Below are 15,795 nucleotides of genomic sequence, written 5' to 3'. Positions count from 1 at the left end.
CGTTCGGCACAGGCATGAAAGCACGGCTGCAGACATCGATGGGGCAACAACTGGTCATGACGCCGCAGCTGCGTCAGGCCATCAAGCTGCTGCAGATGTCCAGCGCCGAGCTCGACCTGGAAATCGCCGAGGCCGTGGAGACCAACCCGCTGCTGGAATGGGCCGAGAACGCCGAACCGGCGCTGGAGGCCCTGCCCGGCGAGACCGCCACGACCGTGAATGCAGGCGACGGCGAGGAGCACGGCGACCGGGATGCCGATACCGCCGGTCCCGGTGCGGATGACTGGGCGCCTGGCGAGGGCGACTGGAGCAGCGGCAACAGCGGCGGCTCGTTCGATGACGACGACACCGGTAGCGCCGCCGAGCGCGTGGCCGAAACCGAATCGCTGGCCGACCACCTGCTGTGGCAGCTGCACCTGTCCCACCTCTCCAGCCGCGACCGCAGCATCGGCGCGGCGCTGATCGATGCGCTCGAGGATGATGGCTATCTGCGCGAGCCGCTGAGCGCCATCGCCGACACCCTGCTCCCGGGCATCCACGCCAGTGAAGCGGAAATCCTGACCGTCCTGCACCAGATCCAGCGCTTCGACCCGATCGGGATCGGCGCGCGCAGCCTGGGCGAGTGCCTGCGCCTGCAGTTGGACGTGCTGCCCGCCGACACCCCCGGGCTGGCCCTGGCCCGCCGCATCGCCGACGGCCCGCTGGAGCGCCTGCCGCGCAGCGGCGTGGCCGGCATTGCCCACGAGCTGCGCGAGCCACTGGCCGAAGTGGACACCGCCGTGCAGCTGCTGCGGACCCTGGACCCCCGCCCCGGCACCCAGATCGGCGAGCTTTCCCACGACAGCTACGTGGTGCCCGACTGCGTGGTCTGGCGCCAGAACGGCATCTGGCGGGCGGCCCTGGCCGGCCATGCCGGCCCCCGGGTCGTGATCCACCGGGGCTACGAACAGATGATCCGCCGCTGCGGGGAAAGCGACGCCGGCTACCTGCGCGCCCACCTGCAGGAAGCGCGCTGGCTGCTCAAGGGCCTGGAAGCCCGGGGCGAAACCCTGCTGCGGGTGGTGCGCTGCCTGCTGCAGCAGCAGGCCGCCTTCCTGGAGTTCGGCGAACAGGCCCTGCGCCCGCTGACGCTGCGCGAGGTGGCCGGCGAGCTGGGCCTGCACGAATCGACCATCTCCCGCGCCATCGCACGCAAATACGTCCGTACCCCCCGCGGCACCTTGGCGCTGCGGTCGTTCTTCGCCTCGGGCATCGATACCGACAGCGGCGGGGAAGCCTCCAGCACCGCCATCCAGGCCATGATCCGGCGCCTGATCGACGACGAGAACCCGCGCAAGCCGCTTTCTGACGCCAAGCTGGCTGACCTGCTCAAGACCTCGGGAATACCGGTGGCGCGGCGCACCGTGGCGAAGTATCGTGAGGCCATGAACATTTCCGCCTCGCACGAAAGAGTAAGAATCGCCTGACGCTCCACCGCGCCAGGCGGGAAGGTTCATTGGCAAATCCGAACGAAGGAGAAACCCGATGCGCATCGAAACGTATGGCCAGCAGCTTGAACTCACCCCCGCTCTGAACGAGTACGTGGAAACCAAGCTGAAGCGGCTGGGGAAGCATTTCGACCAGCACTGCGAGATTCGCGTGCAGCTGTCGATCCGCAAGCCGGACCACCATGCAGATGCCAGTGTGAACGTCCCCGGGCAGACCCTGCACGCCGACGCCAGCGGCCCGACCATGTACGCCGCCATCGATATCCTGGCCGACAAGCTCGACCGCCTCGTGATCAAGCACAAGGAGAAAAAGCAGCAGCACGCGCCGCTGCCGCTGCCGGTGGGCGACAATGAGGGCTGACGCCCTCGTTCTTCCCTGACATGCCTTTGACTGACCTCCTGGCGGCCGTGCGCACGCAAGTGTTGCCGGCCGCCGACCGCGACAGTGTCCTCAAAGCGGCCGCCCGCCTGCTGGCCTGCCGCGAAGCCAATGCCGAGCTGATCTACCAGAACCTGTGCCAGCGCGAAGCGCTGGGCAGCACCGGGATCGGGCACGGCATCGCCATCCCGCACGGCCGCGCGCCGCTGCTCGAGCGCCCCCGCGGTGCCCTGCTGCGCCTGGAGTCACCGGTGGAATTCGGCAGCGACGAACCGGTGGACCTGGTGTTCGCCATCGCCGTCCCCGCGCACTACACCCATCAACATCTGATGCTGCTGTCCGAGCTGGCCGAACTGTTCTCCGAACCGGCCATCCGCCAGGCACTGCGCGAGGCGCGCGACGGCGACGCCCTGCGCCAGGTCATCGAATTCCCTCCGCCGGCGAGTGCCGCATGAATACGAGCATCACCGCACGCGAATTGTTCGAACAGCAGCGCGATCGCCTCAGCCTGCGCTGGGTGGCGGGGCAGAAGGGCGAGCGCCGCGAGCTCGAGGCCGGCAATACCGTGTCGCGCCGGCCCTCGCTGGCCGGCTACCTCAACGCGATCTACCCCAACAAAGTGCAGATCCTCGGCACCGAGGAACTGTCCTGGCTGGATTCGCTGGACTCGCGCCAGCGCTGGGAGACCATCGAGCGGATCATGCAGTCGCATCCGCTGGCGCTGGTGATCACCCGCAACCAGTCCTGCCCGGAAGACCTGCGCGCGGCCGCCGACGAGTCGCAGACCCCGCTGTGGGTCTCGCCCAAGCGCGGCCACGAGCTGCTCAACCATCTGTCCTACCATCTGGCGCGCACGCTGGCGCCGCGGGTGATCCTGCATGGCGTATTCATGGAGATCTACTCCATCGGCGTGCTGATCACCGGCGAGGCCGGGTCGGGCAAGAGCGAGCTGGCCCTGGAGCTGCTCAGCCGCGGCCATCGGCTGGTGGCCGATGACGCCCCCGAGTTCACCCAGATCGCCCCGGACGTGCTCGACGGCACCTGCCCGGAGCTGCTGCAGGATCTGCTGGAAGTGCGCGGACTGGGCGTGCTGAACGTGCGGGAGATGTTCGGTGACACCGCGGTAAAGAAGAACAAGTACCTTCGGCTGATCGTCCACCTGACCAAGCCGATGACCGAGCCGACACCCCACGGGTACGAACGCCTCACCGGCGATTCGGGCACCCGCCACGTGCTGGACCTGGACGTGCCGCTGATCACCCTGCCGGTGATGCCCGGCCGCAACCTGGCCGTGCTGACCGAAGCGGCCACCCGGCTGCACATTCTACGTACCAAGGGTATCGACCCCGCCGCGATGTTCATCGCCCGCCACAGCAACATGTTGGAACGCCGCACCCCATGAGCCTGCCCACTGCCCCCGCCACTGCCCCGCCCCCGGCCACGCTGATAATCGTCAGCGGGCTGTCCGGCTCGGGCAAGACGGTCGCACTGAAGACCTTCGAAGACCTCGACTACTACTGCTCGGACAACCTGCCGATCAACCTGCTGCCGGACTTCGTGCGCAGCCTGCTCGGCGACAGCGGCACCGAGGGCCCGCGCCGGCTGGCGGTGGGCATCGACGTGCGCGCGCAGAGCGACCTGACCCAGCTTTCGCACTGGCGCGAGGATGCCAAGGCCGCCGGGCTCGACGCCCAGCTGCTGTTCTTCGATGCCACCGATGAAACCCTGCTCAAGCGCTACGCCGACACCCGGCGCCGCCACCCGCTGAGCCAGCTTGGCCTGTCGCTGCCCGAGGCGATCGCCCGCGAGCGCGAACTGACCGCCCCGCTGCGCCGCGCCGCCGATGCCGTGATCGACACCACCGACCTCAACGTGCACCAGCTGCGCCGCAAGGTGGTGACAGGGTTCGCGCTCAACCACGGCAGCAAGCTGTCCCTGCTGTTCGAGTCGTTCGCCTACAAGCGCGGCGTGCCGGCCGAGGCCGACTTCGTGTTCGACGTCCGCGTGCTGCCCAATCCGCACTGGAACACGGAACTGCGCCCGCTGTCGGGCCGCGACCGGGGGGTGCGCGAGTACCTGGACGAGCAGCCGGACGTAAAGCGCTATGCCGCCCAGCTGGTGGATTTCCTCGACACCTGGCTGCCGCGCCTGGGCAACGACACCCGCAGCTACGTGACCGTCGCCTTCGGCTGCACCGGCGGCAAGCACCGTTCGGTGTACCTGGCCGAGCGGATGGCCCGGCATGCGCGGGACCAGGGCTGGCCGGACGTGGCCACGTTCCATCGCGAACTGGATTGATCCGTCGAGCCGGCCGCTGGCCGGCTCTCCGGGACACCCGGCGCAGGCGCCACACCGACTCATCATGAATACGGGATACAGCGCCCCTGTTTTGCGGCTATCGCCAATTCACGTTGACCTGTTAACGTTTGGCAATGACCTGTGGCATTCTCCTCGTAACCCACCCCGGTGTTGGCACTTCCCTGTTGGACGTGGCAACCCGGTTGCTGCGGCACCTGCCGCTGAAGACCGACGCTTTCGAAGTACCGTTCGACGCAGACCTGGACGCCCTGCTCCCACTCGCCTCGGCCGCCTTGCGCCGGGTGGACAGTGGACAGGGCGTGCTGATCCTGACCGACCTGTACGGCGCCAGCCCCAGCAATCTGGCCGGGCAGCTGGCTCGTCTGGGCACCCCGGCGCGCCGGGTTTCGGCGCTTAGCCTGCCGATGTTGTTGCGGGTGATGAATTATCCGGAACAGGGACTGGATCAACTACCTGCCACTGCTGCGGCAGGCACTCGCAATGGAGCGATTGTCGACGATGCTTGAACGAGAACTCACTGTATCCAACCGTCTGGGCCTGCATGCCCGCGCCACTGCCAAGCTGGTGCAGGAGCTGGCGCCCTTCCGCTGCAACGTGACCATGGCCGCCAAGGGCCGTGAGATCAACGCCAAGAGCATCATGGGCGTCATGCTGCTGGCCGCCGGCCAAGGCACCCCGGTGACCGTGCGCATCGACGGCGAGGACGAAGCTGCCGCGATGGATGCGGTGGTGTCGCTGTTCGAACGGCGTTTCGACGAGGACAGCTGAGCATGCCGGGGCAACCGTCGCGACCGGCCGCCAGCACCACGTCACGGACCGCGTCCGGGGCGGTGCTGCTGGGCGGCCACGGTGCCTCGCGCGGCAACGCGCTCGGGCGTGCGCGGGTCCGCCTGCCGCACGTGCTGGAGGTGGCCGAGCAGCGCATTCCCGCCGCCAAGGTGGATGCCGAGCTCAAGCGGCTGCATAGCGCGGTGGACGCCGCCCGCGGCGAAATGCACGACCTGCGCCAACGGCTGCACGGCGCGCTGAACCAGGAGGCCGGCGAGTTCCTTGACCTGCACGCGCTGCTGCTGGACGACCCGGAGCTGCTGTTCGGGCTGGATGAACTGATCCGCAGCGGTCCGTACAGCGCCGGCTATGCCCTGCGCGTGCAGCGTGACCGGCTGGCCAAGGTCTTCGACGGCATGGACGATGCCTACCTGAAGAGCCGCATGGACGATCTGGACCATGTGATCGGCCGCATCCACGCCTTCCTGCAGAAGCGCCCGCCCGACGTCAAAGGCATGGCCGGGGAGATTCTGGTCTGCGACAACATCGCCCCGTCCGAGCTCGCACAATTGCAGGCGCACGGCGTGGTCGGCATCGTCACCGCCGGCGGCAGCGCGCTGTCGCACAGCGCGATCCTGGCGCGCAGCCTGCACCTGCCGCTGATCGTCAACGTGCCCAACGCGCTGCAGAAGGTGGCCGACGGCGACGTGCTGATCATGGACGGCAGCGACGGCACCGTCACCATCAACCCGCACGCACCGGACCTGCGCGACTACCGCGGGCGGCTGCGCGAACATGCGCGCGAGCAGCGCGAACTGGGCCGGCTGCGCACCAAGCCCAGCCGCACCCGCGACAACGTCGACATCGTCCTGCTCGCCAATGCCGAATCCAGCGAGGATGTCACCCAGGCGCACGCCCTCGGCGCGCAGGGCCTGGGCCTGTACCGCACCGAATTCCTGTTCCTGCAGCGCAACGAGCTGCCGGACGAGCAGGAGCAGTTCGAAACCTACCGCGACGCCGCGCTCGGCATGAGCGGCCGGCCCGTCACCATCCGCACCCTGGACCTGGGCGCGGACAAGGCCGACCGCACCGGGCTGACCCTGAGCAACGAAGAGAATCCGGCATTGGGCCTGCGCGGTGTGCGCCTGTCGCTGGCCCGGCCCAAAGTGGCCGATACCCAGCTGCGCGCGATCCTGCGCGCCTCGGCCTACGGCAAGCTGCGCATCCTGATCCCGATGGTGAGCACCCGCGAGGAAGTGCTGGCGGTGCGCCGGCGCTTGAACAAGCAGGCCGAGCTGCTGCGCGCCGAGGGCCACGAGGTGGCCGAACACATCCCGTTCGGCGCCATGATCGAGGTACCTGCCGCCGCCATCGCACTGGAGAGTTTCATCGACCTGGTCGACTTCCTGTCGATCGGCACCAACGACCTGGTGCAGTACCTGCTCGCCGCCGACCGCAACAACGAAGCCGTGGGCGAGCTGTACTCGCCGCTGCATCCGGCGGTGGTACGCCTGCTCGCGCACATTCTGCGCACCGGCCAGGCCTACGACATCCCGGTGGCGGTCTGCGGCGAGATCGCCGGCGATCCGCGCATGACCCCGCTGCTGCTGGCGCTTGGCCTGACCGAGTTCAGCCTGCACCCGGGCACGCTGCTGGAAGTCCGCCGCGCCATCCGTGACAGCGACCTGTCGATGCTGCAGGCAATGGCGCCCAAGCTGCTGCAGGCGCGGGACCGCCGTGGCATCGAACGCTGGATCGAGAAGGCAGGCGGATGAATCTGCGTGGTTGCCGGCCAGCAGCCGGCGCCATCGCGCCGCGTGCGGCCCACCCCGCGCACCTACCCGATTGACACACAAGCGCGCGATAATGACGCGCTGACCACCGCCGATGCCGCATCCTCTCCGGGATAGCGGCCTTTTCTTTTTCCGCAGGAGCTGTGCATGGCCGAAGCCGTACGCCACGACAAGACGGCACGCCAGCTGCGGCTGTTGTCCGATGCACTGGACAGCGGGCGCCTGGGTCCGGTACGCCGGCTGGTCAATACGCTGGCACCGGCCGAGATCGGCAACCTGCTCGAATCGCTGCCGCCGGGCAAGCGCGAGGTGGTGTGGGGACTGGTCGACCCGGAAGACGACGGTGAGGTGCTGGTCCACGTCGGTGAGGAAGTGCGCGAGAGCCTGCTCGCGGACATGGACCCCGACGAAATCATCGCTGCGGTCGAAGATCTCGACATCGACGATCTGGCCGACCTGGTCGAAGACCTGCCGGACACGGTCATCGATGAAGTGCTCAAGTCGATGGACCGCGAGAACCGCGAGCGGCTCGAGCAGGTGCTGTCGTATCCCGAGGACAGTGCCGGCCGCCTGATGAACCCGGACGTGGTGACCGTGCGCGCCGACGTCAACGTCGACGTGGTGCTGCGCTACCTGCGCCTGCGCGGCGAGCTCCCGGACCATACCGATCACCTGTTCGTGGTCAGCCGCCGTCACCAGTACCTGGGCCGGCTGTCGCTGGCATCGCTGGTCACCCATGAGGACAACACCCCGATCAACCGGCTGATCGACGACGAGCAGCCGGCCATCGACGTCGGCGAGAGTGCCGAGGAAGTGGCCCGCCAGTTCTCCGACCATGACTGGGTGTCGGCGCCCGTGGTGGATGACAACAACATCCTGCTCGGCCGCATCACCATCGATGACGTGGTCGACATCATCCGGTCGCAGGCCGAGCACCAGGCGCTGGGCGCCGCCGGTCTGGACGAGGAGGAAGACCTGTTCTCGCCGATCAGGCGCGCCGTGCGCGGCCGCGTGGTCTGGCTGGGCATCAACCTGTGCACCGCCTTCCTCGCCGCCAGCGTGATCGGTCAGTTCGAGATGACCCTGCAGAAAGTGGTGGCCCTGGCGGTGCTGATGCCGATCGTGGCCGGCGTCGGCGGCAACGCCGCCGTGCAGGTGCTGACCCTGATGGTGCGCGGCATCGCGCTGGGCCAGGTGGGCCAGAGCAATGCGCGCATCCTGCTGTGGAAGGAATCGCGGGTGGCGCTGATCAACGGCACCCTGATCGGCACCGTGGTCGGCATCATCGCCTTCCTGTGGTTCCACAGTTTCCTGCTCTCGCTGGTCATCACGCTCGCGCTGATCATCAATTTCTGCGCCGCCGCGCTGGCCGGCGTGCTGCTGCCGCTGCTGCTCAAGCGCATGAACGTCGATCCGGCCGTGGCCGGCACCGTGGTGGTCACCGCAGTGACCGACGTCATGGGCTTCTTCAGTTTCCTCGGCCTGGCCACCCTGATCCTGCTGCACTGACCCGGACACCCCTATGGCGCTCACTCTCGACAACTACTTCCAGCCCGGCTGGCGCGAGCAGACCCATGCCTGCCCCGCCTGTGAATGGCAGGGCAGCGCGCGCCAGATGACACTGGAACTGCACGAGGACGAGGCCGAGTTCGACTGCCCCCAGTGCGAGAACCCCCTGCTGCTGGTGGTCCACCCCAGTCTGGCGCAGGTGCAGGCCGCCGCCGCCGACGGCCACCCCGAAGCGATCGAGCAGTTGCAGATCCTGGCGGCCGCACCGCAGCGGGACTGACGCACTGCACGATGCCACGGCACGCCGCGCCGCCTAGACTGAAATCGATTTCAATCAGGGCACGACAATGGCGCGACGCTGGGGTGGATGGCTGCTGTGGGCGGTGACGATGATGATGGTGACCGGATGCGCGTCCACCCCGGACGACGCGACCGGCACCTTCGTCGGCCGCGCGGTCAAGGTCGATGGCCGAACCTCGTACTACCAGGTCTTCGTGCCACGCGGCGCGGCGGCCTCGCGCGGTGCGCTGCCGGTGGTGCTGTTCCTGCATGGCTCGGGCGAACGCGGTCGTGATGGCCGCCGCCAGACGCTGGCCGGGCTCGGGCCGTACCTCCGCCAGAACGCGGACAGCTTCCCGGGTCTGGTCGTGTTGCCGCAGGTGCCGCAGAACCAGCACTGGTCCGACGACAACAACCGCATCGCCCTGGCCGCCCTCGATGCGACCATCGCCGAGTTCGGGGCCGATCCCCGCCGGCAATACCTGACCGGCATGTCGATGGGGGGCTACGGCAGTTGGAACATCGCTCTGGACGTCCCCACCCGCTTCGCCGCGATCGTCCCGGTGTGCGGCGCGGTAGCGGCCCCGCGCGCGGTACGCCCCACCCTGCGCGTAGAGGACGTCGCGCACGAAAGCGACCCGTATGCCACCATCGCCCAGCGCCTGAAGCAGACCCCGATCTGGATCTTCCACGGCGCGCTGGACGACGTGGTGCTGCCCGACGACGACCGCCGGCTCTACGCCGCCTTCCAGCAGGCCGGTGCCCGCGACGTGCGCTATACCGAGTACCCGCAGGGCAACCACAACGCCTGGGATGCGACCTATGCCGATCCGGCGATGTGGTCGTGGCTCTGGGCGCAGACGCAGCACTGACATCCGGCCCGAAGACGCGGTATCGTCGCCGCCACACTGGTTGCATGGAAGCTGACGATGCGTGTGCGCCCGCAGGTACTGTTGATTGCCCTTGCCGTTCCGCCCCTGGGGCTGGCCCAGGAACCGCCGTCCTCCAGCTACAGCGTCACCACCGCGCTGCCCGCCGCGCAGGGCGAACCCGCGCTGGGCACGCAGTACCGCACTGCCGTGCAGGACGCCGTGGACCTCAGTCTGGCCGGCAACCCCGCCGCCGCCGCACCGGTGCTCACCGACGCCGTGCGCTACTGCGATGCGCAGCAGGCGGTACCCGGGCGCCGTGCACTGAGTTTCCAGACCCACCGCCAGTACGCGATGTACATGGAAGGCCCGGGGCGTGGCACGCCGACCGAATGGCTGGACCTGGCCTGTGCCAAGGCCTACAACCACCTCGGCTACATCGCTCTGGAGCACGGCGACGTGGACGCCGCGCTGCGGTGGCTGGACAAGGCCATCGCGGTGGCGCCCTACGATGCCGAAGCGCTGTGCGAACGCGGCGCGGCCCTGGTCCGGCGCAAGGATTGGCAGGGCGCGATGGACGCCTACACCCGCGCCCTCGAGCTGGCCCGCAGCCAACCCGAGAACCGCCGCATGGAAGCCCTCGCCCTGCGTGGCGTCGGCTTCGCCCACATCGAACTGGGCGATCTCCCAAGCGCGCGCGCCGCCTACCTCGCCTCGCAGAAAATCGACCCCGACAGCAAGACCGCCAGGAACGAACTGATCTACATCGACCAGCTGGAGCAGGCCGCCGGCCGGCGCCCATCCACTCCACCCAACTGAACCCACCTCAGGCCGCCCGCCATCCGGACCACGGGGCCCGCGACGTCCGGGCATGGCCGGCCGCTGGCCGGCGCTTCACGCGGGCCACAGGCACCGGAAGTGCCGGCGAGCGGTCCTTACCCCAGCAGCGTTTCCAGCACCGCCATGCGCACGGCGACGCCGTTGGCGACCTGGCGCAGCACCCACGACTGCGGGCCGTCGGCCACTTCGTCGGTGACTTCCACGCCGCGGTTGATCGGGCCGGGGTGCAGCACGGCGGCCTCCTGGCCGGCACGCTTCAGGCGCGCGGCATCCAGGCCGTACTGCGCGTGATACTGCTCGAGCGACGGCACCAGGCCTTCTTCCATGCGCTCGCGCTGCAGGCGCAGCATCATCAGCGCATCGGCGCCTTCCAGCATGGCGTCGAAATCCTGGCCGACGATGCAGCCTTTCAGGGTGTCGTCGTCCGGCAGCAGCGACTGCGGGCCGCACACGCGGATCTCGCCCACGCCCAGCGTGCGCAGCGCATGCAGATCGGTACGGGCCACGCGCGAGTGCTTCACGTCGCCGACGATGATCACCTTCATTTTCGAGAAATCGCTGCCCTTGGCCTGGCGCAGGGTCAACATGTCGAGCAGGCCCTGGGTCGGGTGCGCGCTGCGGCCGTCACCGGCATTGACCAGGGCCGTGCCCTCGCCTGCGGCCGCGGCCAGCGCAGCCACGGCGCCGTCATCGGGATGGCGTACGACAAAGCCGCGCACGCCCATCGCTTCCAGGTTCTTCAGCGTATCGCATGCGGTTTCGCCCTTGCGCGTGGACGAGGTCGACGCGTCGAAGTTCAGCACATCCGCGCCCAGTCGCTGTGCAGCCAGCTGGAACGAACTGCGCGTGCGCGTGGACGGTTCGAAGAACAGGGTGCACACCGCCGAGCCCCCCAGCACGTGACGCTTGTTGCCGACCCGGCCGACCGCGGCGTCGCGGATCTGGCCGGCCCGGTCGAGCAGCTGCAGCAGGGTCTGGCGGGGAAGCCCTTCCAGGGTCAGCAGGTGGCGCAGGCGTCCATCGGAATCGAGTTGCGAGGCGGTCATGGGCTAGGTCTGGGGGTCAGGAAACGGGGGTGGCGTCGTCGGGCGAAGACAGCCAGCGTTCGATGATCACCGCTGCGGCCACCGCATCCAGGGTGGCGGCATCACGGCGACGCTTGCGGCCTTCGGCGCGCTCGACCGCAAACCGGCGTGCCGCCTCGACCGAGCTGGAGCGCTCGTCGATCAGCACCACCGGCAGTTTGAAACGTTCGCGCAGCTGCCGCGCGAAACCCTGCGCGCGCTTGCGGTTGGGCTGGTCCTGGCCGTCCAGGGTCAGCGGATCGCCAACCACCAGCCCGTCCGGGCGCCATTCCTTGAGCAGGCGCTCGACCGCTGCCCAGTCCGGCCCATTGCCATGCACATCCACAACCGCGATGGCCCGGGCATGCGTGCCGAACGAACTGCCGATGGCCACACCGATCCGGCGCGAGCCCACGTCGAAACCGAGCACGGTGCCGTCTCGGCGGATGGTGCCGGGCGCGGTGGCGGTCGGCTCAGACATGGCCGCTGTAGTCGGTGAGGCGGAACAGATCCACGCCGATGCGCGAGGCCGCGCCCTGCCAGCGCTGCTCCAGCGGCGTGGTGAACAGCAGCTCCTCGTCGGCCGGCACGGTGAGCCAGCTGTTGTCGGCCAGTTCGCTTTCAAGCTGGCCTTCGCTCCATCCCGCGCAGCCCAGCGTGACCAGCGCGTTGCGCGGGCCTTCGCCGCGGGCCATCGCTTCGAGGATGTCGCGCGAGGTGGTCAGGTACACACCCTGGCCCACGTTGAGGCTGGAATCCCACGGTCGCGCATCGTCATGGATCACAAAGCCGCGTTCGGGATGCACCGGTCCGCCGTTGAGCACGATCTGCCCACGCAGCGCGCCGTCATCGGTCGGGATCTCCATCTGCGCCAGCACGTCGCCGAGGGTGTACTCGGAAGGCTGGTTGACCAGTACTCCCATCGCACCGTTGTCGTCGTGCTGGCAGATCAGCGCAACGCCGCGCGCGAACGGGGGATCGCTCAGCGACGGCAGCGCGACCAGGAAATGATGGGCGAGAGAGGTGGAAAGCTCGGACATGGGGCCATTCTACCCGCTGGCCTGCGCACCGGCGTGAGCCCTCCGCTACGATGCACGCACTCACGCAAGGAGAGCCTCCATGAACGACAGCCCGCCGCTGCCGCTGAACACCCGCAGCGCGATCGTGCTGATTGCCTTGTTGCAGGGACTGCTGCTGTACATCGCCACCCAGGCAGATACCACCTGGCCGTTCGACAGCATCACCGGCCAATTGTGCTGGAACGCGGCCGTCCTGCTGGTACCGGGCGCGATCGTACTGGCGGCAACACGGCTCAACGACCGCCGTCTCTGGGTGCACGCCGCCGTCGGCCTGCTGGGTGTGCTGGCGCTGTCCGGCTGGATCGGCTGGAATCTGCAGGGCGCGCCCGGCCTGGCCGAAGGCCCGCTGGTGACGCCATTCGCCTTGAGCATGGCGGTGGGCTTCTTCGTGCTGCTGCCGTGGTGGCAGTACCGGCTCGCCAGCGGCCATTGGCGCGCCACCTACACCGCGTTGTTTGAACACGCCTGGCAGAACGCCCTGACGCTGGCCCTGGCGGTGGCGTTCACCGGACTGACCTGGCTGCTGCTGTCGTTGTGGGCACTGCTGTTCATGCTGGTGGATATCCGCTTCTTCCGCGACCTGTTCCAGCAGGGCGCCTTCATCGCATTGGCCACCGGCACGCTGATGGGCTTTGGCATCCTGATCGGACGCACCCAGCAGCGCGCGGTGCAGGTCACCCGGCAGGTGCTGTTCGCGGTGTGCAAGGGACTGCTGCCACTGCTGGCGTTCATCGCGGTGCTGTTCGTGTGCAGCCTGCCGTTCACCGGGTTGGAACCGCTGTGGAAGACCCGCTCGGCTGCCGCCCTGCTGCTGTCCATCGTGGCGCTGCTGGTGGTGTTCACCAATGCGGTTTACCAGCAGGACAGCGACGTGACGCCGTATCCGGCGTGGTTGCGGCGGCTGGTGGATGCCAGCCTGCTGGCGTTGCCGGTCTACGCCGGATTGGCCCTCTACGCAGTGGCCCTGCGCGTGGAGCAGCATGGCTGGACGCTGCCGCGGGTGTGGGTGGCGCTGATCGCGCTGCTGCTGGCCGGGTACGCGCTCGGCTACGCGTGGGCCGCGCTGCGCCGGTTCCCGCGCTGGTTGCAGGGCATCGAGACGATCAACCGATGGGTCTGCTGGGCCGTGCTGGCCGCTGCGGTGCTGCCGCATACGCCCCTGCTGGACCCGCTGCGGCTGAGCGTGCACAGCCAGGTCGCCCGCCTGCAGGCGCAGGCGCCGCAGATCGAGGAAGATGACGCACGCGTACTGCGTTTCGAGCTCGGCCGGCGCGGCTACCAGGCCCTGCAGGCGCTGCGTGACGCCCCGGGCTTCAAGGACGCTCCCGCCGCCGTGGCGGTGATCGATGCCGCGCTGGCGCGCCAGTCGCGCTGGCATGGCGACCGTGCGACGTCGTCGTCGTCGGTGGCGGCGGTCACCGAGCGCGCGGTGCTGCAGCGCCAGCTCGTGCCTGCCGCCAACAGCCCGGCACCGGATACCGCCTGGTGGGACGCGCTGCTCGCCGGCAAGGTGTCCGCCAACGACTGCCTGCGGCCCGGCCATCCGTGCGTCGCCCTGCGCCGCGATCTGGATGGCGACGGCCGCGACGAGATTCTGTTGTGCGATGTGAGCGGCACGGTGGGATCGTCCTGCCAGCTGCATGTCCTGGAAGGCGCACAGTGGCGTGACGGCGGTACCCTCACCTTCTGGGCCGGCAGCACCGGCCGCATCCAGACCGCAGTGCGCCAGGGCAACATCACGCTGCATCGCCCGCGCTGGCCGCAGGTATCACTGGATGGCGGCGAGCCGCAGGACATCCAGACCCCTCCCCCTTCGTCCGAGGACACCCCGTGAGCGGCTACTGCCTGATCGCCCCTGGCCATCCCGTGCATGGCCACTACCACGACCACGAGTACGGCTTCCCGCAACGCGACGAACGCGAGCTGTTCGAACGGCTGATCCTGGAGATCAACCAGGCCGGGCTGAGCTGGGAGACCATCCTGAAGAAACGCGAGGGCTTCCGTGCCGCCTACGACGGTTTCGATGTGGACACCGTGGCCGCCTATGGCGAGCGCGACATCGAACGCCTGCTGGGCGACGCCGGCATCATCCGCAACCGGCTCAAGGTGCATGCCGCCGTCCACAACGCGCAGGTCATCCAGCAGCTGCGGGCCAGCCACGGCAGTTTCGCCGCCTGGCTGGACGCGCACCATCCGCAGGACAAGGCGGCCTGGGTGAAGCTGTTCAAGAAGACCTTCCGCTTCACCGGGGGCGAGATCACCGGCGAGTTCCTGATGAGCCTGGGCTACCTGCCAGGCGCGCACAGCCCGGACTGCCCGGTGTTCGCGCGGCTGGCAGCCGCCTCGGGTCACACGCCCATGTAACGGCCGGGGCGGTGGTTGAACATCAGCACCAGGCTGAGCACCACCGCGCCGATCGCCGAGTACATCACCTTCGACGGGGACAGCACGAAGAAGGCCACGCACATCAGCAGCGTGTCGAAGGACATCTGCACCTTGCCCGCGCTCCAGCCACGGGTGCGCTGCAGGTACACCGCCAGGATGCCGATGCCGCCGAGGCTGGCACGGTGGCGGATGTAGAACAGGATGCCCAGGCCAGCCAGCGCGCCACCGACGATGGCCGAGTACAGCGAGCTGATGTGGGCGAAATCGGCCCAGCGCGGCAGCAGGTCGGTCAGCACGCCACAGGCGGTCACCGCCGCGAAGGTCTTGAGCGTGAACTCCCAGCCCATGCGTCGCACCGCCACCCAGTAGAACGGCAGGTTGACCAGCACGAACACCAGGCCGAAGTTCCAGCCGAAGGCGTAATGGGCCAGGAACGCCAACCCGGCCATGCCCCCGATCATCAGCCCGCCCTTGGCGAAGATGGCCAGGCCCAGCGAGGCCACCAGCGTGGCCAGCAGCATGCCCTGCACGTCCTCGGCAACGGAATGGCGCAGCGCCTTCTCGTCGGCGACGGTGCCGGCACTGTCCGGCGGCGGGGTCAGCGGGCCGGCGGTGACCAGGTGGCCGTCAGCGTCGCCGCACGGCTCGGGGCTGTGGGAATCAAGGGAAGTCACGTGGGGGTACCGCGGGTGGGGGCGGTATTAGACACGATCTACGTGACAGTTGCAGTTGAAATCGTTCAGCCAGCTGGCCGGGCCGTTCAGCCGCCCCCACCGCGCAGGTGGTGGGCCACCAGCGCATTGGCGTGGCCGTGGCCCAGCCCGTGCTCGGTTTTCAGGAACGCCACCAGTTCCATGTGCTTGAGCCCGCCCTGGGTAACCAGCAGCGCCAGCCAGTGGCCGACCGGCTGGCCATAGGTTTTCTCGATGGATGGGAAGTAGGACGCAGGGCCTTTGATCGGGGTGTCGCTCATCTCGGTACTCCGCAGGGCGGCGGGCCGGAGGGCACGCCTGTCATCGGTTCG

Annotated in this window: 19 protein-coding genes; 14 read left to right on the top strand and 5 right to left on the bottom strand. The window is 68.6% G+C overall.

Annotated elements, in window-relative coordinates:
- Window positions 1-14 precede the first annotated feature (14 nt).
- From ACPEH8_RS09390 to ACPEH8_RS09335, 12 genes are all read left to right on the top strand, one after another.
- Window positions 15-1,466, top strand: coding sequence for an RNA polymerase factor sigma-54 (locus ACPEH8_RS09390; RefSeq protein ID WP_423666564.1), 1,452 nt, complete (start codon window positions 15-17; stop codon window positions 1,464-1,466).
- 58 nt (window positions 1,467-1,524) lie between these two features.
- Window positions 1,525-1,848 carry a ribosome hibernation-promoting factor, HPF/YfiA family gene (hpf, locus tag ACPEH8_RS09385; protein ID WP_017354941.1) on the top strand — a complete coding sequence of 108 codons (324 nt, stop codon included), beginning with the start codon at window positions 1,525-1,527 and terminating at the stop codon, window positions 1,846-1,848.
- 20 nt (window positions 1,849-1,868) lie between these two features.
- On the top strand, window positions 1,869-2,321 hold the full coding sequence (locus ACPEH8_RS09380; protein WP_017354942.1) for a PTS sugar transporter subunit IIA: 453 nt from the start codon (window positions 1,869-1,871) through the stop codon (window positions 2,319-2,321).
- Complete coding sequence (gene hprK, locus ACPEH8_RS09375) at window positions 2,318-3,268, top strand: HPr(Ser) kinase/phosphatase (protein ID WP_017354943.1); 951 nt, start codon at window positions 2,318-2,320, stop codon at window positions 3,266-3,268. Before ACPEH8_RS09380 ends, hprK begins: the two co-directional genes overlap by 4 nt.
- Entirely contained in the window at window positions 3,265-4,164 is a 900-nt protein-coding gene (gene rapZ / locus ACPEH8_RS09370) for an RNase adapter RapZ (protein WP_165699767.1), read from the top strand. The genes hprK and rapZ overlap by 4 nt, the downstream gene beginning before the upstream one ends.
- Window positions 4,165-4,298: 134 nt before the next feature.
- Window positions 4,299-4,691 carry a PTS sugar transporter subunit IIA gene (locus tag ACPEH8_RS09365; RefSeq protein ID WP_017354945.1) on the top strand — a complete coding sequence of 131 codons (393 nt, stop codon included), beginning with the start codon at window positions 4,299-4,301 and terminating at the stop codon, window positions 4,689-4,691.
- The gene (locus tag ACPEH8_RS09360) at window positions 4,684-4,953 is read left to right on the top strand and encodes an HPr family phosphocarrier protein (protein ID WP_017354946.1); all 270 of its coding nucleotides are present in this window, start codon (window positions 4,684-4,686) and stop codon (window positions 4,951-4,953) included. Before ACPEH8_RS09365 ends, ACPEH8_RS09360 begins: the two co-directional genes overlap by 8 nt.
- 2 nt (window positions 4,954-4,955) lie before the next feature.
- Window positions 4,956-6,728, top strand: coding sequence for a phosphoenolpyruvate--protein phosphotransferase (gene ptsP, locus ACPEH8_RS09355; protein WP_136006517.1), 1,773 nt, complete (start codon window positions 4,956-4,958; stop codon window positions 6,726-6,728).
- Window positions 6,729-6,893: 165 nt separating this feature from the next.
- On the top strand, window positions 6,894-8,255 hold the full coding sequence (gene mgtE, locus ACPEH8_RS09350; protein ID WP_017354948.1) for a magnesium transporter: 1,362 nt from the start codon (window positions 6,894-6,896) through the stop codon (window positions 8,253-8,255).
- A gap of 13 nt (window positions 8,256-8,268) precedes the next feature.
- Window positions 8,269-8,535 (top strand): hypothetical protein, encoded by a 267-nt coding sequence (locus ACPEH8_RS09345; protein WP_136006515.1) that lies wholly within the window; start codon window positions 8,269-8,271, stop codon window positions 8,533-8,535.
- Window positions 8,536-8,602: 67 nt separating this feature from the next.
- Entirely contained in the window at window positions 8,603-9,406 is an 804-nt protein-coding gene (locus ACPEH8_RS09340) for a prolyl oligopeptidase family serine peptidase (RefSeq protein ID WP_017354950.1), read from the top strand.
- Between the two features lie 57 nt (window positions 9,407-9,463).
- Window positions 9,464-10,222, top strand: a complete 759-nt coding sequence (locus ACPEH8_RS09335; protein ID WP_017354951.1) for a tetratricopeptide repeat protein — start codon at window positions 9,464-9,466, stop codon at window positions 10,220-10,222.
- Between the two features lie 116 nt (window positions 10,223-10,338).
- Here the strand turns inward: ACPEH8_RS09335 and ACPEH8_RS09330 are convergent, their stop codons facing one another.
- Genes ACPEH8_RS09330 through ACPEH8_RS09320 form a run of 3 tightly spaced genes read right to left on the bottom strand, consistent with a single transcriptional unit; the run spans window position 10,339 to window position 12,347 of the window.
- Entirely contained in the window at window positions 10,339-11,289 is a 951-nt protein-coding gene (locus ACPEH8_RS09330; protein WP_017354952.1) for an aspartate carbamoyltransferase catalytic subunit, read from the bottom strand.
- A gap of 16 nt (window positions 11,290-11,305) precedes the next feature.
- Entirely contained in the window at window positions 11,306-11,788 is a 483-nt protein-coding gene (gene ruvX, locus ACPEH8_RS09325) for a Holliday junction resolvase RuvX (protein WP_017354953.1), read from the bottom strand.
- Window positions 11,781-12,347 (bottom strand): YqgE/AlgH family protein, encoded by a 567-nt coding sequence (locus ACPEH8_RS09320; RefSeq protein WP_017354954.1) that lies wholly within the window; start codon window positions 12,345-12,347, stop codon window positions 11,781-11,783. The genes ruvX and ACPEH8_RS09320 overlap by 8 nt, the downstream gene beginning before the upstream one ends.
- A 79-nt stretch (window positions 12,348-12,426) precedes the next feature.
- Between ACPEH8_RS09320 and ACPEH8_RS09315 the strand changes: the two genes are divergently transcribed.
- Together ACPEH8_RS09315 and ACPEH8_RS09310 are read left to right on the top strand one after the other, a co-directional pair.
- Window positions 12,427-14,220 (top strand): DUF4153 domain-containing protein, encoded by a 1,794-nt coding sequence (locus ACPEH8_RS09315; protein WP_423666562.1) that lies wholly within the window; start codon window positions 12,427-12,429, stop codon window positions 14,218-14,220.
- Entirely contained in the window at window positions 14,217-14,750 is a 534-nt protein-coding gene (locus tag ACPEH8_RS09310) for a DNA-3-methyladenine glycosylase I (RefSeq protein ID WP_017354956.1), read from the top strand. Before ACPEH8_RS09315 ends, ACPEH8_RS09310 begins: the two co-directional genes overlap by 4 nt.
- Here the strand turns inward: ACPEH8_RS09310 and ACPEH8_RS09305 are convergent.
- Both ACPEH8_RS09305 and ACPEH8_RS09300 read right to left on the bottom strand, forming a co-directional pair.
- Window positions 14,735-15,445: a YitT family protein gene (locus tag ACPEH8_RS09305; protein ID WP_017354957.1), complete on the bottom strand. Its 711-nt coding sequence runs from the start codon at window positions 15,443-15,445 to the stop codon at window positions 14,735-14,737. The genes ACPEH8_RS09310 and ACPEH8_RS09305 overlap by 16 nt on opposite strands.
- A gap of 86 nt (window positions 15,446-15,531) precedes the next feature.
- A complete protein-coding gene (locus ACPEH8_RS09300; RefSeq protein ID WP_017354958.1) occupies window positions 15,532-15,744 on the bottom strand; it encodes a DUF4287 domain-containing protein in 213 nt (70 codons plus the stop codon).
- Window positions 15,745-15,795 lie beyond the last annotated feature (51 nt).

Source organism: Stenotrophomonas sp. NPDC077461 (assembly GCF_049545475.1).
In the GTDB taxonomy this organism is placed as follows: domain Bacteria; phylum Pseudomonadota; class Gammaproteobacteria; order Xanthomonadales; family Xanthomonadaceae; genus Stenotrophomonas; species Stenotrophomonas nematodicola.
Note: the sequence above shows the minus strand (reverse complement) of the source record. Positions and strands in the feature narration are given on the sequence as shown.